The sequence below is a fragment of the Lysobacter arenosi genome (assembly GCF_016613475.2).
Lineage (GTDB): Bacteria > Pseudomonadota > Gammaproteobacteria > Xanthomonadales > Xanthomonadaceae > Lysobacter_J > Lysobacter_J arenosi.
Genome location: NZ_CP071517.1, coordinates 662,036 through 684,893 on the forward strand (window position 1 = coordinate 662,036; position 22,858 = coordinate 684,893).

Here is a 22,858-nt window from a genome sequence, read left to right on the forward strand (position 1 = left end):
AATCATGGGGCACGCACTCGTGGAGCATGCACTCTCCAAGACGGTCCTGCTGGCGATCGTGCTCGCGCCGCTGCTTGGCGCGATCATCGCCGGCCTGTTCCGTCGCCAGGTCGGCCGTGCCGGCGCCCACTGGGTGACGATCATCGGCGTGGCCGTGAGCTGCCTGCTGTCGATCCAGGTGCTGTGGCAGCTGGTCGGGCAGGGCGCCGCGCCGTTCAACGAGAACGTCTACACCTGGTTCCAGGTCGGCGGCTTCGAGGCACACGTCGGCTTCATGGTCGACAAGCTGACCGCGATGATGATGGTGGTTGTCACCTTCGTCTCGCTGCTGGTGCACATCTACACCATCGGCTACATGGCCGAGGACGATGGCTACCAGCGCTTCTTCAGCTACATCTCGCTGTTCACCTTCTCGATGTTGATGCTCGTCATGAGCAACAACTTCCTGCAGCTGTTCTTCGGCTGGGAAGCGGTGGGCCTGGTCTCGTACCTGCTGATCGGCTTCTGGTTCAAGCGCCCGACCGCGGTGTTCGCCAACCTCAAGGCGTTCCTGGTCAACCGCGTCGGCGACTTCGGCTTCCTGCTCGGCATCGCCGGCGTGCTGATGATGTTCGGCACGCTCGACTACTCGGAAGTGTTCGCCAACGCCCCGCGCTTCGTCGGCGCGCAGATGCAGCACTTCTGGCCAACGCTGACGGCGAGCGGCTGGACCGCGGGCATGGCCGGCTGGTCGATGTTCACGCTGATCTGCGTGTGCCTGTTCATCGGCGCCATGGGCAAGTCGGCGCAGGTGCCGCTGCACGTGTGGCTGCCTGACTCGATGGAAGGCCCGACGCCTATCTCCGCGCTGATCCATGCCGCGACGATGGTCACCGCCGGCATCTTCATGGTCGCGCGCATGTCGCCGCTGTTCGAGCACTCGCAGACTGCACTGAACTTCGTTCTGTTCATCGGTGCCACGACCGCCTTCTGGACCGGCCTGATCGGCATCGTCCAGAACGACATCAAGCGCGTGGTCGCGTACTCGACGCTGTCGCAGCTGGGCTACATGACCGTCGCTCTGGGCGTGTCGGCGTACAGCGCCGGCGTCTACCACCTGATGACCCACGCCTTCTTCAAGGCGCTGCTGTTCCTCGGTGCCGGCTCGGTGATCATCGGCATGCACCACGAGCAGGACATGCGTCGCATGGGTGGCCTGAAGAAGTACATGCCGATCACCTACTGGACGATGCTGATCGGCACGCTGGCCCTGGTCGGCACGCCGTTCTTCAGCGGCTTCTACTCGAAGGACACCATCATCGAGGCCGCCGCGCACAACGCCCACGAAGCGCACAACTGGATCGCCACCTACGCCTACTGGGCGGTGCTGCTGGGTGCATTCGTGACCGCGTTCTACAGCTTCCGCCTGCTGTACCTGACCTTCCACGGCAAGGAGCGCTTCCACGATCCGGTGCCCGACCATTACGTCGCGCCGGAAGCGGATTCGTCCGAGCATGAGGCCGCGCTGGCCGAAGAACACGGTCACGGCGGCCATGCCAAGCACGATGACCATGGCCACGGCCACGATGACCACGCCCACACTCCGCACGAGTCGCCGTGGGTGGTGACGGTGCCGCTGATCCTGCTGGCGATTCCGTCGATCCTGATCGGTTTCTTCAGCGTTGGTCCGATGCTGTTCGGTACCGATGTGTCGGGTCACCACAAGCAGCTGCCGTTCTTCCTCGGCGCGATCGACGTGCCGGAAGCGCACGACGTGATCGGCAAGCTGGCCGAAGAGTTCCATGGCCCGGTGGCCTTCGCGCTGCACGGCTTCATGGCGCCGGCGTTCTGGCTGGCCTTCGCCGGCTTCGCCCTGGCCACGATCATGTACTGGTGGAAGCCGGAACTGCCGGCCAAGGCCCGCAAGCTGTTTGCATGGCCGGTGCGCGTGCTCGAGAACAAGTACGGCATGGACAACCTGTGGATCGACGGTTTCGCCGGTGGCGGCCTCGGCCTGGGCAAGGCTTCGCGCGCGGTCGACACCTACGTCATTGACGGTGCCGCCGTGAACGGCAGCGCCCGCGTCGTCGACCTGGTTGCACGCCTGACCCGCCGGATGCAGTCCGGTTACCTCTACCACTACGCCTTCGCGATGATCATCGGCCTGATTGCACTCCTGGCCATCCTCATCCGTTACTGGCGCTAACCCGACAAGGACCCGACGTGAGCTCCGAGCCCTTGCAGAGCACCTCTTTCCTGCTCAGCCTGCTGATCTGGCTGCCGATCCTTGGCGGCTTCGCCACCCTCGCGTTCGGCAACGAACGCGCCAGTGCAGCACGCTGGTTCGCCACCGCCGTGGCGCTGGTGACGATGGCCGTGAACATCCCCATGTTCACCGCGTTCGACATGACCACCCCGGCCATGCAGTTCGTCGAGAACAAGGCCTGGATCCCGGCCTACGACATCCGCTATCACCTCGGCGTGGACGGAATCTCGGCCGCGCTGATCGGCCTGACCACGCTGACCACGCTGTTGGCGATGGTCGGCGCCTGGACTTCGATCGACAAGCGCGTCAGCCAGTACTACGCCGCCTTCCTGATCCTGGAAGGCCTGATGATCGGCGTGTTCTCTGCGCTGGATTCGATGCTGTTCTATGTCTTCTTCGAAGGCATGCTGATCCCGATGTTCATCATCATCGGTGTCTGGGGCGGCCCGCGTCGCGTCTACGCCTCGATCAAGTTCTTCCTGTACACGTTCCTCGGCTCGCTGTTCATGCTGCTGGGCCTGATCTACCTGTACCTCAAGGGCGGTAGCTGGCAGCTGTCGGACATGTACTCGCTGTCGCTGACGGCAACCGAGCAGATGTGGCTGTTCTTTGGCTTCCTGATCGCCTTCGCGGTCAAGGTGCCGATGTTCCCGGTCCACACCTGGTTGCCCGATGCGCACGTCGAGGCGCCGACCGCCGGTTCGGTGATCCTGGCGGCGATCATGCTGAAGATCGGTGGCTACGGCTTCATCCGTTTCGTCCTTCCGATCGTTCCTGACGCCGGCGCCGAGTGGGCCTGGCTGGTGATCGCGCTGAGCCTGATCGCGGTGGTCTACGTCGGCCTGGTCGCGCTGGCGCAGGACGACATGAAGAAGCTGATCGCCTATTCGTCGGTCTCGCACATGGGCTTCGTCACCCTGGGCATCTTCATCGCCTTTGCCCTGGTCCGCGAAGCCGGCAACACCGAAGGCGCACGCCTGGGCCTGCAGGGTGCCATGGTGCAGATGATCAGCCACGGCTTCGTCTCGGGCGCGATGTTCAGCTGCGTCGGCGTGCTCTACGACCGCATGCACACCCGCATGATCAAGGACTACGGCGGCGTCGCCAACGTGATGCCGTGGTTCGCCGCCTTCATCGTGCTGTTCGCCATGGCCAACTCGGGCCTGCCGGGCACGTCGGGTTTCGTCGGTGAGTTCATGGTGATCCTGGCGTCGTTCCAGCAGCACCCGCTGATCGGTTTCGTTGCTGCCACCACGCTGATCATCGGTGCGGCCTACACGCTGTGGCTGGTCAAGCGCACCATCTGGGGCGAGGTCGGCAACGCCCACGTCGCCGAGCTGGAGGACGTCAATGCACGCGAAGCGTTCGTGCTGGGCGTGTTCGCTGCCGGCGTGCTGATCCTGGGCCTGTGGCCGAAGCCGCTGACGGACCTGATGGAACCCGCGATTGCGAATCTGGCGACGCAGATCGCCTCGTCGAAGCTTTGAGGTTGTAGCGCATGATCATGCCTGTACGCACCGCCGCCGACCTGATGCCGCTGCTCCCAGAGCTGGTGGTGATCCTGGGCGCGTTCGCGCTGCTGATGCTCGACCTGTTCATCGACGAGCGCCGCCGCGTCATCAGCCACGTCTTCGCCATCGCCGTGCTGGCGGTCGCGACCACGCTGATCGCCTGTGGTGTCGGCGAGCACGGGACCTTCCTCGGCGGCATGTTCGTGCGCGACACGGCGGCCGACGTCATGAAGATCACGATAGGGATCGTCTCGATTCTGGCGATGATCTACACCTGGCCGTACCTGCGCGCCCGCGAGCTGTACAAGGGTGAAGTCTCGGTGCTGATGCTGTTCGCCACCGCCGGCATGATGTTCCTGGTGTCGTCGGGCAGCCTGGTGATGGTCTACCTCGGCCTGGAAATGCTGGCGCTGTGCTCCTACGCACTGGTCGCGATTGACCGCGACAGCCCGCTGGCCTCGGAAGCGGCGATCAAGTACTTCGTCCTCGGTGCGCTCGCCTCGGGCCTGCTGCTGTACGGCCTGTCGCTGATCTACGGCGCCACCGGCTCGCTGCAGCTCGACCAGATCGCCACCGCGGCGCAGGCCAAGATCGCCGATGGCTCGTCGCTGATGCTGATCACCGGCGTCGTCTTCGTCGTTGCCGGCATTGCCTTCAAGTTCGGTGCGGCGCCGTTCCACATGTGGCTGCCGGACGTCTACCACGGCGCGCCGACGCCGATCACGCTGTTCATCGGTTCGGCGCCCAAGCTGGCCGCGTTCGGCATGACCTACCGCCTGCTCGAAGTCGGCGCTGCCCCGTTCGAGGACCAGTGGCGCCTGCTGCTGGCCGGCATCGCGGTGCTGTCGCTGGCGATCGGCAACCTCAGCGCGATGGTGCAGAGCAACCTCAAGCGACTGCTGGCGTACTCGACCGTGTCGCACGTGGGCTTCCTGTTCGTCGGCCTGGCCGGTGGCGGTCGCGAAGGGTTCGCCGCGGCGCTGTTCTATGCGATCAGCTACGCGATCATGTCGGCGGCAGCCTTCGGCGCGATCGTGGTGCTGTCGCGTCGCGGCTTCGAGGCCGATCGCATCGACGACTACAAGGGACTCAATGCCCGCAGTCCGTGGATGGCCGGTCTGGTGCTGTGCGTGATGGCCTCGCTGGCAGGCGTGCCGCCGTTCCTCGGCTTCTGGTCGAAGCTGGCCGTGCTGCGCGCAGCGCTGCAGGGCGACATGCTGTGGCTGACCCTGGTCGGCGTGGTGTTCGCGGTGGTTGGCGCGTTCTACTACCTGCGCGTGATCAAGGTGATGTACTTCGACGAGCCGGAAGGCCCGCCGATGGAGCCGAGCAGCGACCGTCCGCTGCGCATCGTGTTCGGCGTCAATGCACTGGCGCTGCTCGCGCTGGGCCTGGCGTGGAGTCCGATCATGGCGTGGTGCCAGCGCGCATTCGCAGGTTGATCTGAAGATGATTTCGCAAGCCCTGAACAGAAAACTCTGAATCGGGCTTGCGAAGATTCGCGTCACACGTTAACATTGTCGTTCTGGTGCGGGGTGGAGCAGTCTGGCAGCTCGTCGGGCTCATAACCCGAAGGTCGCAGGTTCAAATCCTGCCCCCGCTACCACATTCTTCCGGGAAGATTGACGAGCAATCCCGGGAACAACGATCAAGCCGATGCCTCAGCGATGAGCCATCGGCTTTTTTGTTTTTGTGCTCTTGCTTGCATGTCCGGGTTTCGCATGCGAGTCGTAACGATCGATCGAGTTGCTGCGACGATTCGAACGATTGCTACGGGTGGATGCAGCCGAGTCGCTTCCCGCGTATCCATGCCTGGCTTCGAAGGTTTCTCTTCTTTCCGCGGCGAGGGGCCGGCGTCCCGGAGTCGGGCGCGGCCTTGAAATCCATGGCCCCGGCAGCTATCTCAGGTTCACGGCCAAGGGCAGGGCGGCCATCTCCGGGCAGGCAACTGCGCTGTACGGGGTGCCCGGTCAGGCCGCCTGAAGGGTTTGCACCATCCCGGGGCAACCCGGTATCATGGGCGGCCTAGCGGTTTGGTGACCGGTCCCTCGGGACGCTGGCCCAACCCCCGCTACCAGCTTCGGCCAGGGCCCCGTGCCCTCGGACCACCCGGAATCCGGGCAGTCCCAAGGCCAAAGGCCGGGCTTTGTGGCCGCGCCCAGCGCGACCACGCCGACATCCAGCTGTACGGACAAGGGGCCCGCAAGGGCCCTTTTTCGTTGTTCGTGGCTTGGTTCGTGGTCGCACGTGCTTGTCGCAAGACCGGGTCAAAGGTTGCATGTAATTCAGTCCCTGGATCGGCTGGCAGTCGTTTTGGCCGGTCCCTGGAGCGTTATCGCGATCGTTATTGCAATTGTTCCTCGCGGGAGTCGTTACGCGTGTCTGATAAAGCTGTCGAAATCGCCAGGCTGCTCACCCCGACCGTCCAGTCGCTGGGTGTCGAGCTGCTCGGTGCCGAATACCTGCCGGCTCCCGGCAGCGCGGTGCTGCGTCTGTACATCGACGTGCCTGCGGGTCAGGAGACGGACGCGGACGGGCAGCCGCGCTCGGTCACGATCGAGGATTGCGAGGCGGTCAGCCGCGAGGTGTCCGCGCAGCTCGACGTCGAGGATCCGATCAGCGGTATGTACACGCTGGAAGTGTCGTCGCCGGGTATCGATCGGCCGCTGTTCACGCTCGAGCATTACCAGCGCTTCCTCGGCGAGACCGCGAAGGTCGGCCTGAAGCTGCCGCAGGACGGGCGTCGCCGCCTGACCGGGAAGATTGCCCGTGTCGATGGCGACACCGTGGTGTTCCACATTGATGGCGTCGAGGCGAACGAATTCGCTGTCGCCGTCGGCAACATCGACAAGGCGCGCCTGGTCCCGGATTGGGCCGCTTTGGGATTCGCTCCGGTCAAGCCCGGAAAAGACAAGCCTGCACAGGGCGCGCCTGAAAAGAAGCGCCGTCCTGCGAAAGGCAAGAAGTAAATCAACCTTGGTAACCACCCAATTGCCGGCGGCGCACCAGCGCCAACGTGCGGAGTAACGAGATGAGCAAGGAACTGTTGCTGGTCGTGGATGCAGTCGCCAACGAGAAGGGCGTACCGCGTGAAGTCATCTTCGAGGCCATCGAGGCCGCGTTGGCTTCGGCCGCGAAGAAGCGCTATCACGATGAAGACGTGCTCGTGCGCGTCGCCATCGACCAGAAGGACGGCAGCTACGAGACCTTCCGCCGCATGGAAGTGGTCGCCGACGACGTCGTCATGGAGTCGCCGGACCGCCAGATCCGCATGATGGACGCGATCGACGAAGTCGAAGGCGTCGAAGTCGGCGATTACATCGAAGAGCAGATCGAGAACCCGGAGTTCGGCCGCATCGCCGCCCAGGCCGCCAAGCAGGTCATCGTCCAGCGCGTGCGCGAGGCCGAGCGCCAGCAGGTCGTCGACGGCTGGAAGGATCGTGTCGGCGAGCTGGTCACCGGCGTGGTCAAGCGCGTCGAGCGCGGCAACATCTACGTCGACCTCGGCGGCAACGCCGAAGCGATCATCCCCAAGGACAAGGGCATCCCGCGTGACGTCCTGCGTACTGGCGACCGCGTCCGCGGTTACCTGTTCGACGTGCGCAGCGAGCCGCGCGGCCCGCAGCTGTTCATCAGCCGCGCAGCCCCGGAATTCATGATCGAGCTGTTCAAGCTCGAAGTGCCGGAAGTCGGCCAGGGCCTGGTCTCGATCAAGGCCTGCGCACGCGATCCGGGCGACCGCGCCAAGATCGCCGTGCTCGCCCACGACAACCGCACCGATCCGATCGGCGCCTGCATCGGCATGCGCGGTTCGCGCGTGCAGGCCGTGAGCAACGAGCTCAACGGCGAGCGCGTTGACATCGTGCTGTGGTCCGACAACCCGGCCCAGTTCGTCATCAATGCGATGGCGCCGGCCGAAGTGCAGTCGATCATCGTCGATGAAGAAAAGCATTCGATGGACCTGGCCGTGGCCGAGGACCGTCTGGCCCAGGCGATCGGCAAGGGCGGGCAGAACGTGCGCCTGGCCAGCCGCCTGTCGGGCTGGCAGCTCAACGTGATGACCCAGGACCAGGTCACCGCCAAGTCCGAGGCCGAGCAGACCGCCGCCAAGTCGCTGTTCCAGGAGAAGCTCGAAGTCGACGAGGAAATCGCCGGCATCCTGGTCTCGGAAGGCTTCAGCACGGTCGAGGAAATTGCTTACGTCCCGGTCGGCGAGCTGCTCGCCGTCGAGGGCTTCGACGAGGACATCGTCGAGGAGCTGCGTTCGCGTGCCCGCGACGCGCTGCTCAACGAGGCCCTGGCTGCCGAGGAGGAGCTCGACGAGCACCAGCCGGCGGCCGACCTGCTCGAGCTGGAAGGCATGGACGAAGCCACCGCCTACGCGCTTGCCGCGCGTGGCGTGGTGACCCGTGACGATCTGGCCGATATGGCGACGGACGAGCTGACCGATATCGAAGGTATCGACGAAGCCCGTGCTGCCGCTTTGATCATGGAAGCGCGCAAGCACTGGTTTGAATGAACCGGGTCGACTGAACAACGCGTAGTTCTGACCGGCCCAGTGCCGCAGGTCTAGAATGACGCCCACACGCGCGGGACTCGTCCCGCGCAACGAGGACACGGAATCCGAATGTCGCAGCAAACCACCATCCGCAAGCTGGCCGAACTGGTGAACACGCCGGTCGAGAAGTTGCTGGAGCAGCTGGCCGAGGCCGGCATGACTTTCAGCGGCCCCGACCAGGTCGTGACCAGTATCGAGAAAGTCAAGCTGCTCGGCTTCCTCAAGCGCGCCCATGGCAAGACCGAAAAGGTCGAAGCCAGCGACGACGCCGCGAAGAAGATCACCCTCAATCGCAGCCGCAAGCAGGAAATCACTGTCGGCGGCGGCAAGAACAAGACCACGGTCGACGTCGTCGTGCGAAAGAAGGTCACGCTGGTCAAGCCCAGCGAAGGCCAGTCGCCGGGTGACGAGCGCGCCGAGATCCTGCGCAAGCTGGAGGAATCCAAGCAGCGCAACCTTGCCGAGCAGGAAAAGCTGGCTGCCGACGACAAGCGTCGTGCCGACGCCATCGCGGCCACTCGCCGCGAGGCCGAGGAAGCCGCGCGCCTGAAGGCCGAGGAAGAGGAAAAGGCCAAGCTCGCCGACGCCAGCGTCCTCGTCGCCGACGAGGATGCTCCGGTCGTGCGCAAGCCGCCGAGCACGCACGGTCACGGCCATCCGCCGGCCAAGCCTGCCGCACCGCGTGCCGCCGAGCCCGCTCGCGGCGCTCCGGCGCACAAGACCCGCGGCTCGCACGCGATGGTCGCAGGCGTCGAGGACGACGACCGCACCAACCGCTTCGCCGGCCAGATGCACCTGAGTGCATCGGACCGCGCGCGCCGCACCACCAACGTGCGTGGCAAGTCCAAGCCGCAGCGCCGCCAGAGCGAGCAGAGCCGGTCCGGCAGCGGTTTCACCCGCCCGACCGCTCCGATCGTGCGCGACGTCGCCATCGGCGAGACGATCACGGTTGCCGACCTCGCGCAGAAGATGGCGCTCAAGGGCGGCGACGTGGTCAAGGCGCTGTTCAAGATGGGCGTGATGGCGACGATCAACATGTCGATCGACCATGACACCGCCGCGCTGGTGACCGAGGAACTCGGCCACAACGTGGTCAAGGCCGATGCCGGTTCCGCCGAGGACGCACTGCTCGCCCACGTCGAAGAGACGCAGGGCGACAAGATCGCGCGTCCGCCGGTCGTCACCATCATGGGCCACGTCGACCACGGCAAGACCTCGCTGCTGGATTACATCCGCCGCACCAAGGTCGCCTCCGGCGAAGCCGGCGGCATCACCCAGCACATTGGTGCCTACCACGTTGAAACCGACAAGGGCGTCATCAGCTTCCTCGACACCCCGGGCCACGCCGCTTTCACCTCGATGCGTGCACGCGGCGCCAAGCTGACCGACATCGTCGTGCTCGTGGTTGCCGCCGATGACGGCGTCATGCCGCAGACCAAGGAAGCCGTGCAGCACGCCAAGGCTGCCGGCGTGCCGCTGATCGTGGCGATCAACAAGATCGACAAGTCCGACGCCGATCCGCTGCGGGTCAAGAACGAACTGCTCAGCGAAGACGTCGTCGCCGAAGACTTCGGTGGCGAGACCCAGATGGTCGAGCTTTCCGCCAAGACCGGCCTGGGCGTCGACAACCTGCTCGATGCGATTTCGATCCAGGCCGAAGTGCTCGAACTGCGTGCGGTCGCCACCGGTCGTGCGACCGGCGTGGTGATCGAATCCTCGCTCGACAAGGGCCGTGGTCCGGTTGCGACCGTGCTGGTCCAGCAGGGCGAGCTGAAGAAGGGCGACTACCTCGTCTGCGGCGTGCAGTACGGCCGCGTGCGTGCGCTGTTCGACGAAACCGGTTCGCAGGTTCCGTCGGCAGGTCCGTCGATCCCGGTGCAGGTGCTCGGCCTGTCGGGCGTGCCCGATGCCGGCGACGACTTCGTCGTGGTCGAAGACGAGCGCCTGGCCAAGGACGTCGCCCAGCAGCGTGATGCCAAGCGTCGCGAGTCGCGCCTGGTCGCCGCCGCGGGCAACCGCATGGAAGACATCATGGCGCAGATGGGCAAGGGCGAGGGCCAGCTGAGCCTCAACCTGGTCATCAAGGCCGACGTGCAGGGTTCGGTCGAGGCACTGCGTCAGTCGCTGACGGCGCTGTCCAACGACCAGATCCGCATCAACGTGATCAGCTCCGGCGTGGGCGGCATCACCGAGTCCGACGCCAATGCCGCGGCCACCGCCAAGGCCACCGTGATCGGCTTCAACGTGCGCGCCGATGCGTCGGCACGCAAGGTGATCGACTCCTACGGCGTCGACCTGCGTTACTTCTCGATCATCTATGACGTGATCGACCAGGTGAAGCAGGTGGCTTCGGGCATCCTCGGCGTCGAGATCCGCGAAGAGATCATCGGCACCGCCGAGGTCCGCGACGTGTTCCGCAGCTCGAAGTTCGGCGCGGTTGCCGGCTGCATGGTGGTCGAGGGCGTGGTCAAGCGCCACAAGCCGATCCGCGTGCTGCGCGACAACGCCGTGGTCTTCGAGGGCGAGCTGGAATCGCTGCGCCGCTTCAAGGAGAACGTCGACGAGGTGCGCAACGGCACCGAGTGCGGCATCGGCGTGAAGGCGTACAACGACGTCAAGCCCGGCGACCAGATCGAGTGCTTCGAGCGTATCGAAGTCCAGCGCACGCTCTGATCCAGGAGCCCGCAGACCATGCCGACCAAGTCGTTCCACCGCACCGATCGCGTTTCCGCCCAGCTCCGCAGGGAGCTGGGCACGATCGTGCACCAGGCCGTGCGCGAGCACGGCCTGCCGTCGGTCAGCGTGTCCGATGTCGAAATCACCCGTGACCTGGCCCATGCCAAGGTCTTCGTCACCGCGTTGCAGCAGGAGCGTTCCCGCGAGGCCGTCAAGGCGCTCAAGGAACTCGCCCCGCAACTGCGATTCCAGCTGGGCCGCGCGGTGAAGATGCGGCACGTGCCCGAGCTGCACTTCCACTACGACGACTCGGTCGATCGTGGTGAGCGCATCGACAACCTGCTGCGTGACGAAGCCGGCCCGGCGCCGGCTGACGACGACAGCGAAAGCTGAGAGGGTTGAGGGGGCCGATGGCCCCCCAGTTGCAGCCGTCCCGTATACGCGGGAACGTACGCGCATCCCGGCCGACCCGCACGATTCCCGGACCTGATGAGAAAGAAGCCCCGTACCGTGTTCCGTGCGCTCGACGGCATCGTCCTGCTGGACAAGCCGCAGGGCCTGAGCTCGAACCAGGCGCTGCAGCAGGTGCGCCACCTGTTCCGCGCCGAGAAAGGCGGCCACACCGGCAGCCTCGATCCGCTGGCCACCGGCCTGCTGCCGATCTGCTTCGGCGAGGCGACCAAAATCGCCGGCCTGCTATTGGGGTCGAGCAAGGCCTACGAGACCACCGCGGTGCTCGGCCTGACCACCGACAGCGACGACGCCGACGGCGCGCCGCTGCTGCAGCGCCCCGTCCCCGAACTCGACGACGCCACCATCGAAGCTGCACTGGCACCGCTGCGCGGCGCCATCCGCCAGCGCGCACCGATCTACTCCGCGCTGAAGCAGGGCGGCGAGCCGTTGTATGCCAAGGCACGTCGTGGCGAAGCCATCGAGGCCCCGGAGCGCGATGTCGTCGTGCACCGCTTCGACCTCCTGGGTAGCGAGCAGGGACCCGATGGCACGCGCCTGCGCCTGCATGTCGAATGCGGCTCCGGCACCTATGTCCGCAGCCTGGTCCGCGACCTCGGCGAGGCGCTGGGCTGCGGTGCCCACGTCGCCAGCCTGCGCCGGCTCTGGGTCGATCCGTTCAGCCAGCCGCGCATGTTCACGCTGGATGCCTTGCGCGAGATCGCGGCCCGGGGCGAGGCCGTTCTCGACGGCTGCCTGCTGCCGATCGAGGCCGGCCTGAGCGCCTTCCCGCGCGCCGCGATCGACGCCGAGGCCGCGCTGCGTTTCGGTCACGGCCAGACCATCGACTGCGAGGCGGGCGAGGACGGCCTGGTCGCGGTCTACTCGCTCGCCGGGCGCTGCCTGGGCCTGGCACAGCGCGAGGGCGGCAAGCTGTCGCCGCGGCGCCTGTTCCGCTGGGCGGCGGCCGCGACCCGCGAGCCTGAACAGCCGGTAGCGCCTTCGGCCTGAATGGCCAAACGCTTGTCGGTTGTCACAATTCAGGTCGCAATCGCCGGGGCGGGCTGATACAATTTCGCCGCTTTTCAAGCACTTCAGTATTTCCTTCAGCACCATTCCAGAAAACGGCGGGCCCAGGCGGTGCGTTGGCGCGGATTGACCGCGACCGATTCGCTTCTGCAGGCCACGCATCTACGAGGCAATTCAACGATGTCCATCGACACCAGCAAAGTTATTGAAGACAACAAGCGCGGCGCCAACGACACCGGTTCGCCGGAAGTCCAGGTCGCCCTGCTGACCGCACGCATCGAGCAGCTCACCGGCCACTTCAAGGTCCACAAGCAGGACCACCACAGCCGCCGCGGTCTGCTCCAGATGGTCAACCGCCGCCGCAGCCTGCTCGACTACCTCAAGCGCAAGGACAACGAGCGCTACAAGGCACTGATCGAGAAACTCGGCCTGCGTCGCTAAACGCACTACCTACCGCGGCGCAGCGATGCGCCGCGGTTTGTTTTTAAGCTTCGAAGTTTTTCCCGCAGGCCGAACAGGCCTGCACGTGTTTTCAACACACAAGAATCCCAGGCCGCACTGTCGGCCGACCGGAGCGGGGCAGGGGCCCCGACCGGACCGCATCGAAACGATAGGAACCCAACGTGGCAAAAATCACCAAGACCTTTCAGTACGGCAACCATCAGGTAACGCTGGAAACCGGCGAGATCGCCCGCCAGGCCGGCGGCGCAGTCCTCGTCAAGATGGACGACACCGTACTGCTGGTCACCGCCGTGGCTGCCAAGAGCGCGCGCGAAGGCCAGGACTTCTTCCCGCTGACCGTGGACTACCAGGAGAAGTTCTACGCTGGTGGCCGCATCCCGGGTGGCTTCTTCAAGCGTGAGGGCCGTGCGACCGAGAAGGAGACGCTGATCTCCCGCCTCATCGACCGCCCGATCCGTCCGCTGTTCCCGGAAGACTTCCGCAACGAAGTCCAGATCATCGCCACCGTGATGTCGATGAACCCGGAAATCGACGGTGACATCCCGGCGCTGATCGGCGCTTCGGCTGCCATGGCCCTGACCGGTGCGCCGTTCGACGGCCCGATCGGCGCTGCCAAGGTCGGTTACAAGAACGGCCAGTACCTGCTGAACCCGACCGTGTCCGAGCTGGCTGACTCCGAGCTGGAGCTCGTCGTCGCCGGTACCTCGAACGCGGTGCTGATGGTCGAGTCCGAAGCCAAGGTGCTGTCGGAAGACGTGATGCTGGGCGCGGTGATGTTCGGTCATCGCGAGATGCAGAAGGTCATCAACATCATCAACGAACTGGTCGTCGAAGCCGGCACCAAGTCGTGGGACTGGAAGGCTCCGGCCAAGAACGACGCCCTGATCGGCGCGCTCAAGGAAGCCGTTGGCAGCCAGCTCGAGCAGGCCTTCCAGGTCCGCGACAAGCTGCAGCGCCGCGACGCCATCAGCGCGATCAAGAAGGACGTGCTGCAGTCGCTGGCCGGCCGCGCCGAAGCCGATGGCTGGAGCACCGGTGAGCTGTCGAAGGAATTCGGCGAGCTCGAGTACCAGACCATGCGCAACTCGGTGCTCAGCACCAAGGTCCGCATCGACGGTCGCGCCCTCGACACCGTCCGCCCGATCGCCTCGAAGGTGAGCGTGCTGCCGCGTACCCACGGCTCCTCGCTGTTCACCCGCGGTGAAACGCAGGCGATCGTGGTTGCCACCCTGGGCACCGCGCGCGACGGCCAGATCATCGACGCCGTCTCGGGCGAGTACAAGGAACACTTCCTGTTCCATTACAACTTCCCCCCGTTCTCGGTCGGTGAAGCTGGCCGCATGATGGGTCCGAAGCGTCGCGAAATCGGCCACGGCCGCCTCGCCAAGCGCGGCGTGCTCGCCGTCATGCCGACGATGGAAGAGTTCCCGTACACCATCCGCGTCGTCTCGGAAATCACCGAGTCGAACGGCTCCTCGTCGATGGCATCGGTCTGCGGTTCGTCGCTGGCGCTGATGGACGCGGGCGTGCCGATCAAGGCACCGGTCGCCGGCATCGCGATGGGCCTGGTGAAGGAAGGCGACAACTTCGTCGTCCTGTCCGACATCCTCGGTGACGAAGATCACCTGGGCGACATGGACTTCAAGGTGGCCGGTACCTCGGAAGGTATCTCGGCGCTGCAGATGGACATCAAGATCCAGGGCATCACCGAAGAAATCATGAAGGCCGCTCTGGCCCAGGCCAAGGCCGGCCGCCTGCACATCCTCGGCGAGATGGCCAACGCCATCACCACGCCGCGCGGTGAGCTGAGCGAGTTCGCTCCGCGCCTGCTGACGATGAAGATCCATCCGGACAAGATCCGCGAAGTGATCGGCAAGGGTGGTTCGACCATCCAGGCCATCACCAAGGAAACCGGTACGCAGATCGACATCCAGGACGACGGCACGATCGTCATCGCTTCGGTCAATGCCGCCGCCGCCCAGGCTGCGAAGGCACGCATCGAGCAGATCACCTCCGACGTCGAGCCGGGCCGCATCTACGAGGGCAAGGTCGCCAAGATCATGGACTTCGGTGCATTCGTCACGATCCTGCCGGGCAAGGACGGTCTCGTCCACGTCTCGCAGATCTCCAGCGAGCGCGTCGAGAAGGTCTCCGACAAGCTCAAGGAAGGCGATGTCGTGAAGGTCAAGGTGCTGGAAGTCGACAAGCAGGGCCGTATCCGCCTGTCGATCAAGGCCGTCGAGGAAGGCGAGGGCGTGCCGGCTGAGTAAGCCGCGCCGCTGCATCGCTGGAATCTGAAAAAGCGGGCTTCGGCCCGCTTTTTCTTTGGGTCAGGCCACGAAGCGCAGCGTTGTCGTCGTCCCATGCCCGGTGTCGGAGGCAATGTCGAGCTTCCAGCCCAGGTGCTCGCACAGGCGCGAGATCAGGTCCAGGCCGATGCCGCCGCCCTGGCGCTCGCCGCCGCCGCGAGCGAGCCTGGCGTAGATCTCGCTGATCTCCTCGGGCGTCATGCCGTGGCCCGGGTCGTCGATGACGACGGTCGCCGGTGCTTCGAGGCGGATGGAGATCTCGCCGCGATCGCTGTGTTCGATCGCGTTGCGCAGCAGGTTGCCTATGGCCGCCTGCACGATCGGCAACGGCGCCAGGATCTGGCTGGGCTGCAGCGCCGACACCGTCAGGGCAAGGTCCTTGTCCTGGGTCAGGTGACGGTGGTCGTCGACGATCTCGGGCAGCAACTGGTCGAGCTCGACGTGGTCGCTGACGCGGGCCAGTCGCGCCGGGTCCTTGGCCAGCACCAGCAGCAGCGAGATCAGTTGTTCGACGTCGCGGGCCGTGCGCTGGATGCGGTTGAGCTGGCCGCGCGTACCGGCGGGAACGTCGGCCTGTTGCAACGCGATTTCGGTGGCGCCGGCGATCACCGCAATCGGCGTGCGCAGCTCATGGCTGGCGCTGTCGATGAAAGTGCGCTCGCGCTCGACGAAGCGGTCGTTGCGCTGCAGGTAGTCGTTGAGTGCGTCGGCAATCACCACCAGTTCGGCGCTGGCCGACTCGGGCACGACGATGCGCTGGCCTGGCTGGTCCGGTTGCAGGCGGGCGATGTCCTGGGCGACGTTGCTCAGCGGGCGGACCAGGCGGTTGACGCTCCATGCGATGGCGATGCCGAGCAGCACGATCATGGTCACCGCCGAGCCGATCACCGTCAGGCTCATGTCGAACTCGCGCTGCTCCAGGTCGGTGATGTCGAGTGCCAGCATCATTCGCCGGCCGTCCTGTTCGCGCACCAGCACCACCCGCTCGACACCGTCCAGCATCACGTCGTCATGCACGCCCGGTTCGAGCGAGCGCAGCGCCGATGGGATGTCGGCGGGATTGCGGCCATCGAACAGGGCGATGTTGGAGGTGTCGACCCAGTGGTAGTCGGGGTCCTTCTGGCTGAGTTCGCCGATGTGGTCGAGCTCGGCGTTAAGCAGGCTCTGCCAGACCAGCTGCTCGGCGTGCTCGTTGACCAGGAATCCATGCAGGATCACCGCGACGGTCAACACGACCACGTAGCCGATCAATCCCAGCAGGATGCGCCGGCGCAGGCCCGAACGTGGTGTGCTCATCGCTGCTCGTCCGATTCTTGCGACGCGTCGTGGCCATCATGGCTGGCCACACCCTTGTCGACGATGCGATAGCCCACGCGCGGCAGCGTCTGGATCAGCTTCACGTCGAACGGACCGTCGACGCTGCGACGCAGTTCGTAGATATGCGAGCGCAGCATGTCGCCATCGGGCGGCTCGTCACCCCACAGCGCGTGCTCGAGGCGATCGCGCGTGACCGCGGCAGGGCTGGCCTGCATCAGCACTTCCAGCAGCTTGCGACACGCCGGGTACAGGTGCAGCGTCTTGCCGGCGCGGGTCACGTCGAGGGTGGTGAGGTCCAGGCGCAGGTCGGCGACCTTCAGCACACGACTGCGTCCGCGACCCGTCGCCCGCGCCACGAGCGCTTCGAGGCGGACTTCGAGTTCGGGCAGGTCGAACGGCTTGGTCAGGTAGTCGTCCGCACCGGCGCGGAATCCGGCGATCTTGTCGGGCAGTTCGTCGCGTGCGGTCAACATCAGCACCGGCATGTCGCGACCGGCATCGCGCAGCCGGCTCAGCACTTCGCGACCGTCCATGCGCGGCAGCCCCCAGTCCAGCACGACTGCGTCGAAGTCCTGGGTGATGGCCAGGTGCAGCCCGGTCGGGCCGTCAGGTGCTGCGTCGAGCGTGTAGCCGCGTGCTTCGAAGTAGTCGAAGAGATTGGCGACCAGATTGCGATTGTCTTCCACCACCAGCACGCGCATAGGCAATCGCCTTTTCATCCAACGGTTCGTTCACCAATGGTAGCGGGCATGCCGCACCCAGCCCTGCAGTGTCGGCTTGCGCCCGTCGGAATATCGTCGGAACGGCCCGACGATACTCCGTGAGCGCGTCGACAGGGCGTCTTTGTCGTCGGCGCAGCCCGGCCTGGCATCTGCTCGCGCCGCGCGGACGCTGAACCAACACAAACAAATGTGCCCCTTGTCGCGGCAACTCCTACCGCTTTCCGACAAGCCGCTGCCGATCATCGCCGCCGTTCCCTCCCCGGAACGCGTCCTGTCGACCGATCCCAGCCTGATGAACAACGCACCTTCCATGAAGTCCAGCGCCGCCAGCGGCTCGCCCCGGTGGCTGATGCTGCGCCTTGCTCCCGGACAGGGCGGACCCGGTCCGCGCTTCTTTCTGATTCACGCGTGGCTGCCACTGATCGCGTTCGCGGCGATGGTGCTGTGGACGATGGTGTTCGGTGGCGACCAGTGGCTGGCCGACCGCATGTATGCCTGGCAGGGCAGTCACTGGCAGCTGCGCCACGACTTCGTCACCGAACAGCTCATCCACCGCCTGGGGCGCGACATCAGCACCATGGCGTGGCTGACGGTGCTGGCGGCGTGGATCGTAGCGCGCGCGCGTCCGGGCTGGGGCTCGCTGCGGCGGCCGTTGGCATACCTGCTTGTATCCGTCGCGGTGTCGACGGCACTGGTTGCCTGGGTCAAGTCCTGGTCGAACATGGACTGCCCGTGGGACCTGGTGCGCTACGGCGGCGCACGCGAGTACGTCGGACTGTTCGCGATGCGTCCTCTGGGCCTGTCGCGCGGTGCCTGCTTCCCGGCGGGCCACGCCAGCGGCGGCTATGCCTGGCTGGCGCTGTACTTCTTCCTGTGGTCGGTGCGCCCGCGTTTGCGTTGGCTGGGTCTGGCTGTTGGCGGCGGGATGGGGTTGGTGTTCGGGTTCTCGCAGCAACTTCGCGGCGCCCACTTCCTCTCCCATGACCTGTGGACCCTGGCGATCTGCTGGGCAACGGCGCTCGGCCTGTTCCTGTGGTTCCGGCGTCGCCTGGTCGTCACCGAATCCGCGGCCGTGCCTGCCCGTATTTCGGCGGAGGCTGCGCGATGAGTTCGGTAGTCCGCAGTCGTCCGCAGTTCCTCGGCGTCCTGAAGCAGCAGTTCCGGCAGTTCCTCGCCGTCGGTCCCGAGATCTCGGTGGAGACGCTGGCGCTGGTCGCAGCGTCGTTCTTCACCGTGTTCTGCAACACCGCGTTCTTCCGCGAGGTGATCGCATTGGGCGCGCTGCACGGCGCACGCGGCATCGGCACCGGCGCCAGCCTGGTGGTGATGATCGGCGCGCTGAACATGCTGCTGCTGTGCGTGCTGCTCAATCGCTGGACCGCCAAGCCGGTGCTGACCGTGCTGCTGCTGGTGACGGCGGCCGCAGCGCACTTCATGAGCCAGTACACGGTCTATCTCGATGCCGACATGCTGCGCAACATCCTGCACACCGACGGCAAGGAGTCTGGCGAGCTGATCACGCTGGGCATGCTGCCGAGCCTGGTGGTGCTGGGCGTGCTGCCGTCGCTGCTGCTGTGGCGCGTGCGCCTGCGGCGGCGACCGCTGGGTCGCGCCTTGCTGGTGCGCGTGGGTGTCATCGTGCTGGCGGGTGTGGTCGCCTCGGGTGCGGCGCTGGTGTCGTTCCAGGACCTGTCGGCGCTGATGCGCAACCACCGCGAGGTCCGCCACCTGATCACGCCGGGCAACTACATCGTCTCGCTGGTGCGGGTGATGCGCGATGACCAGGCCGGTCGCGATCGACCGCGCACGCCCATCGGCACGAACGCGAAGGTGATCGGTCGCCCGGCCGGCGCGAGGCCGCGGCTGCTGGTGCTGGTCGTGGGCGAAACCGTGCGCGCGCAGAACTGGGGTCTCAACGGCTATGCGCGCGACACCACGCCGCAGCTGCGCCACATCGCACCGATCAACTTCAGCAACATGACGTCCTGCGGATCGGCGACCGAAGTCTCGGTGCCGTGCATGTTCTCGCCATACGGGCGGGCGCACTACGACAAGGACAAGATCGAGCACTCCCAGAGCCTGCTGCACGTGCTCGAGCATGCCGGCATCAGCACGCTGTGGCGCGACAACCAGACCGGCTGCAAGGGCGTCTGCGAGGGCCTGGCGTTCGAGTCGTTCGAGCATGCCACCGACCCGCAGAGCTGCACCGCCGAGGGCTGCATGGACGAGGTGATGCTCAAGGGCCTCAGTGAGGCGGTGGCCAACAAGACCGGCGACATGGTCGTGGTGCTGCACCAGCTGGGCAATCACGGTCCGAGCTACTACAAGCGTTACCCGCCGTCGCTGCGCCGGTTCACGCCGACCTGCGAGACCCCCGAGCTGGGCAAGTGCAGCCGCGACGAGATCGTCAACGCCTACGACAACGCGGTGCTCCACACCGACGACTTCCTGGCGCGGACGATCCGCGTGCTGGCCGAGCAGAGCGGTCGCGACACCGCGATGATCTACCTGTCCGACCACGGCGAGTCGCTCGGCGAGAACGGCTTGTACCTGCACGGTGTCCCCTATGCGATCGCGCCGGACACGCAGACCCGCGTGCCGATGGTGATGTGGCTGTCACCGGGCATGGCGTCGTCGCGCGGTATCGACCAGGCCTGCATGAAGCGCGAGAGTGCCGAGCCAGTGAGTCAGGACAACCTGTTCCATTCGGTGCTCGGACTGATGCAGGTGAAGACGCCCGAGTACGACCCGGCGCTCGACCTGTTCCGCGGCTGCACCGCCAGCGGCTGACATCCGGCATCGCCTCATGGTGGCCGCCGGCGCTTGCCGGTGCCGCCTGCGCGCTGCGTTCAAAGCAGAGTCGGCCGCGGCGACAACCGCAATTGGCGGGGCGTGGCAAGTGTCGCCAGTGGGCGACCCCTTGGCAGGTGCCTGTGGGCAGCGCGGACGGCATCCTCTTCAGCGATTGAGGAGTGCTGCGATGCGATACACGAAGATTCTCGCCGGCTGCCTGCTGGCGGCCGTGCTGATGCCCACCCAGGCCGCCGAGCTCGGCGTGCTGGCGCCGGTGATGGTCGGCGACAAACCCCAATTCAGGAAGCACGGCCAGGGCAAGCCGGCGCCCGTGGTCACTCGCGTGGTCGACGGCGAGCTGTACACGCAGTTGCAGGGCCAGGCGCGCGACGGCTTCGTGGCGACGGTGCTCGCGCTCGACGAGAGTGCCCAGCGTGCGGCTGGCGCGCGCGAGATCCGCCCGACGTGGCTGTACATGTCGGCCGAGGACGGCGGCTTCGCCCGCCAGGGGTTCTGGTTGCAGGAGAACGGCAAGCAGCGCTTCGTCGATGAGCCGTACGTCGATCTGGTCGTCGACCAAGGCAGCGTCGGCAATGGCGACTTCGAAGAGATCTTCGCCCACGAAATGGGCCACGTGTGCCTGCGCCGGCTGGTGCCGGACCTGCCACCGGGCTACTCGCATACGCCGCACGCGAGCATGAGCATCACCGACTACTCCACCGCGTTCGACGAAGGCTTCGCCACGCATTTCCAAGGCCTGGCGCGACGACTCACAAGCAACCCGAAGTTGCGCGAGCAGGAGCTGGGGCTGTCGGCCAAGCCCTTCCTGGGGTACTGGATGAGCAACCTCGATCGCGCCGGACGCATCGAAGGCGTGCGCCGCAACTGGTTCGTGCAGTCGCAGTTGCTGCCGCCGGGCGACGAGGCCACGGCGCTGGCGCGTCGCGACCTGAGCACGGCGTTCGATACCGCACGCCTGCGCGACGGCCAGCAGATGCTCTCGTCCGAGGGCGTGATCGCCACGATCTTCTACCGCTGGATGGTGCCCGGGCCCGAGGACCGCGAAGCGGTCGTGCAGCGCTACTCGCGCCTGTTCGCGTCGTTCGCCCATCGCGATGGCCGGCGCCTGCGCCACGACTCGCCCGTGCTGCTCGACCTGGTGGACCGCTATTGCAGCGACGCCGCTGACGACTGCAAGCGCGTGCAGGCCGTGGTGCTCGATACCACGTATGGTGCGACGACCGGACGCGAACTGCCGTCGTTGACCGAGTCGCTGGCGGCGACGGGACGGCTGGGCGACATGGAGTCCTACGTCGGTGGGCTCAAGCAGGCGCGCGCGCAGATGGCGCAATTGCAGGAGCTGGTGGCGAAGGAGCCGGCGAAGCTGCGAGCGGGGCTCGGTCCGGACCTGTGGCTGCTGGCAGCGGGCCAGCATCTGGGATGGCGCGCGGAGAGCGACGTGGTCGCGGTCAATCTCAATACCGCCGAACCGGAATCGCTGATGCTCCTGCCCGGTATCGACCGCGCCGCCGCGGAACGTGCGCTGGCGAGTCGTCGCAAGGACGGCGTGTTTGCCGACCTGGAGGACTTCGTCCGCCGCACCGGTGCCGACGACAGCACCGCGCAGAAGTTGAGGCAGGCGGCGGAGGCCGCGCGCAAGGCCGGGCCTTACGACCGCATCTAGGCCTGCTGCCCTTCGAACAGGTCGATCTGAGCGTCGGCTTCGTCACGGTCGGCAAAGCCGGAAAGGCCGACGCCGACGAGCCGGTACTTCGTCCGCGTTGGCAGTGCCACGCGCGCGCGCAGGTCGCAGGCGATGCGTGTCAGTTCATGCAGCGACGACGGCGGCTCGGCCGGCGTCAGGCTGCGCGTGAGGATGCGGAAGTCCGATGTCTTGAGCTTCAGCACCACCGTGCGCGCGATGCGCGAGTCGTCGCGCGCCAGTTCGCGCTGGTAGCCCTCCCAGGTCTTGCTCGCCAGGCGCTCGATGTGCGGTTCCAGATCCTCGATCGGCAGGTCGCGTTCGAACGTGTCCTCCGACGAGATCTGCAGCGTCGGCCGCTCGGGTTGCACCGGGTTGTCGTCGATGCCGAATGACAGCTCATGCAGGCGCCGGCCCCAGCGACCGAAGTGCTGCTCCAGTACGGCGACATCGAGTGTGCGCAGGTCGGCGACCGTGGCGATGCCGAGCTCGGCCAGGCGCTGCTCGCTGACCTTGCCCACGCCCGGGAGGCGCCCGACCGGCAATGGCGCCAGGAAGGCCTCGACCTGGTGCGGGCGAACCACGAACAGGCCGTCGGGCTTGCGCCAGTCGGAGGCGATCTTGGCCACGAACTTGTTCGGCGCGACGCCGGCCGAGGCGGTGAGGTGGGTCTCTTCGCGGATCGCGGTGCGGATCGCTTCGGCGGTCTCGGTGGCCGTGGCCAACCCGCTGCGGGTGCTGGTGACGTCGAGGTAGGCCTCGTCCAGCGACAGCGGTTCGATCAGCTCGGTATGGCGGGCGAAGATCTCGCGGACCTGACGCGAGACTGCCTTGTAGCGCACGAAGTCCGGGGGCACGAACACCGCCTGCGGGCACAGGCGCTCGGCGCGCACCGCGGGCATCGCCGAGCGCACCCCGAACTTGCGCGCCTCGTAGCTGGCCGCGCAGACCACCGAGCGCGCTCCTCGCCAGGCCACCACCACCGGCCGTCCGCGCAGCGAGGGATCGTCGCGCTGCTCGACCGACGCGTAGAAGGCGTCCATGTCGACGTGGAGGATCTTGCGGGCTGGGGCGGACAAGGCTG

General features: G+C 66.1%; 16 protein-coding genes and 1 tRNA gene. 14 read left to right on the forward strand and 3 right to left on the reverse strand.

Going from position 1 to position 22,858, the window contains the following annotated elements; all coding sequences use genetic code 11:
• The first annotated feature begins 19 nt into the window (after positions 1-19).
• From nuoL to pnp, 11 genes are all read left to right on the forward strand, one after another.
• Positions 20-2,185 (forward strand): NADH-quinone oxidoreductase subunit L, encoded by a 2,166-nt coding sequence (nuoL, locus tag HIV01_RS03220; protein ID WP_200606336.1) that lies wholly within the window; start codon positions 20-22, stop codon positions 2,183-2,185.
• A 50-nt stretch (positions 2,186-2,235) separates the two neighbouring features.
• Positions 2,236-3,732, forward strand: a complete 1,497-nt coding sequence (locus HIV01_RS03225; RefSeq protein ID WP_200606337.1) for an NADH-quinone oxidoreductase subunit M — start codon at positions 2,236-2,238, stop codon at positions 3,730-3,732.
• Positions 3,733-3,743: 11 nt separating this feature from the next.
• Entirely contained in the window at positions 3,744-5,198 is a 1,455-nt protein-coding gene (gene nuoN, locus HIV01_RS03230) for an NADH-quinone oxidoreductase subunit NuoN (RefSeq protein WP_200604916.1), read from the forward strand.
• Between the two features lie 87 nt (positions 5,199-5,285).
• Positions 5,286-5,362: transfer RNA gene (locus HIV01_RS03235), tRNA-Met, on the forward strand.
• Positions 5,363-6,134: 772 nt separating this feature from the next.
• Positions 6,135-6,725, forward strand: a complete 591-nt coding sequence (gene rimP, locus HIV01_RS03240) for a ribosome maturation factor RimP (RefSeq protein ID WP_200604917.1) — start codon at positions 6,135-6,137, stop codon at positions 6,723-6,725.
• Positions 6,726-6,787: 62 nt separating this feature from the next.
• On the forward strand, positions 6,788-8,275 hold the full coding sequence (nusA, locus tag HIV01_RS03245; RefSeq protein WP_200604918.1) for a transcription termination factor NusA: 1,488 nt from the start codon (positions 6,788-6,790) through the stop codon (positions 8,273-8,275).
• Between the two features lie 108 nt (positions 8,276-8,383).
• Positions 8,384-10,987 (forward strand): translation initiation factor IF-2, encoded by a 2,604-nt coding sequence (gene infB / locus HIV01_RS03250; RefSeq protein ID WP_200604919.1) that lies wholly within the window; start codon positions 8,384-8,386, stop codon positions 10,985-10,987.
• Between the two features lie 18 nt (positions 10,988-11,005).
• Positions 11,006-11,383, forward strand: a complete 378-nt coding sequence (gene rbfA, locus HIV01_RS03255; protein ID WP_200604920.1) for a 30S ribosome-binding factor RbfA — start codon at positions 11,006-11,008, stop codon at positions 11,381-11,383.
• Positions 11,384-11,479: 96 nt separating this feature from the next.
• Positions 11,480-12,451, forward strand: coding sequence for a tRNA pseudouridine(55) synthase TruB (truB, locus tag HIV01_RS03260; RefSeq protein WP_200604921.1), 972 nt, complete (start codon positions 11,480-11,482; stop codon positions 12,449-12,451).
• Positions 12,452-12,649: 198 nt separating this feature from the next.
• Positions 12,650-12,910, forward strand: coding sequence for a 30S ribosomal protein S15 (gene rpsO / locus HIV01_RS03265; protein ID WP_115858221.1), 261 nt, complete (start codon positions 12,650-12,652; stop codon positions 12,908-12,910).
• 182 nt (positions 12,911-13,092) lie between these two features.
• Positions 13,093-15,201, forward strand: coding sequence for a polyribonucleotide nucleotidyltransferase (pnp, locus tag HIV01_RS03270; protein WP_200604922.1), 2,109 nt, complete (start codon positions 13,093-13,095; stop codon positions 15,199-15,201).
• A 60-nt stretch (positions 15,202-15,261) separates the two neighbouring features.
• Here the strand turns inward: pnp and HIV01_RS03275 are convergent, their stop codons facing one another.
• Both HIV01_RS03275 and HIV01_RS03280 read right to left on the reverse strand, forming a co-directional pair.
• Positions 15,262-16,536 (reverse strand): sensor histidine kinase, encoded by a 1,275-nt coding sequence (locus HIV01_RS03275; RefSeq protein WP_200604923.1) that lies wholly within the window; start codon positions 16,534-16,536, stop codon positions 15,262-15,264.
• Positions 16,533-17,258: a response regulator transcription factor gene (locus tag HIV01_RS03280; protein WP_200606338.1), complete on the reverse strand. Its 726-nt coding sequence runs from the start codon at positions 17,256-17,258 to the stop codon at positions 16,533-16,535. The genes HIV01_RS03275 and HIV01_RS03280 overlap by 4 nt, the downstream gene beginning before the upstream one ends.
• Before the next feature lie 76 nt (positions 17,259-17,334).
• Here HIV01_RS03280 and HIV01_RS03285 point away from each other — a divergent pair, with 76 nt between their 5' ends.
• The 3 genes from HIV01_RS03285 (at position 17,335) to HIV01_RS03295 (ending at position 21,756) form a co-directional block, all read left to right on the forward strand.
• Entirely contained in the window at positions 17,335-18,387 is a 1,053-nt protein-coding gene (locus tag HIV01_RS03285; RefSeq protein WP_245156899.1) for a phosphatase PAP2 family protein, read from the forward strand.
• Complete coding sequence (locus HIV01_RS03290) at positions 18,384-20,069, forward strand: phosphoethanolamine transferase (protein WP_200604924.1); 1,686 nt, start codon at positions 18,384-18,386, stop codon at positions 20,067-20,069. The genes HIV01_RS03285 and HIV01_RS03290 overlap by 4 nt, the downstream gene beginning before the upstream one ends.
• Before the next feature lie 190 nt (positions 20,070-20,259).
• The gene (locus HIV01_RS03295; RefSeq protein ID WP_200604925.1) at positions 20,260-21,756 is read left to right on the forward strand and encodes a ComEA family DNA-binding protein; all 1,497 of its coding nucleotides are present in this window, start codon (positions 20,260-20,262) and stop codon (positions 21,754-21,756) included.
• On the opposite strand, the gene dinB is transcribed toward HIV01_RS03295, so the two are convergent.
• A complete protein-coding gene (gene dinB / locus HIV01_RS03300) occupies positions 21,753-22,853 on the reverse strand; it encodes a DNA polymerase IV (protein WP_200604926.1) in 1,101 nt (366 codons plus the stop codon). The two genes, HIV01_RS03295 and dinB, sit on opposite strands and share 4 nt — an antisense overlap.
• Between the last annotated feature and the right edge of the window lie 5 nt (positions 22,854-22,858).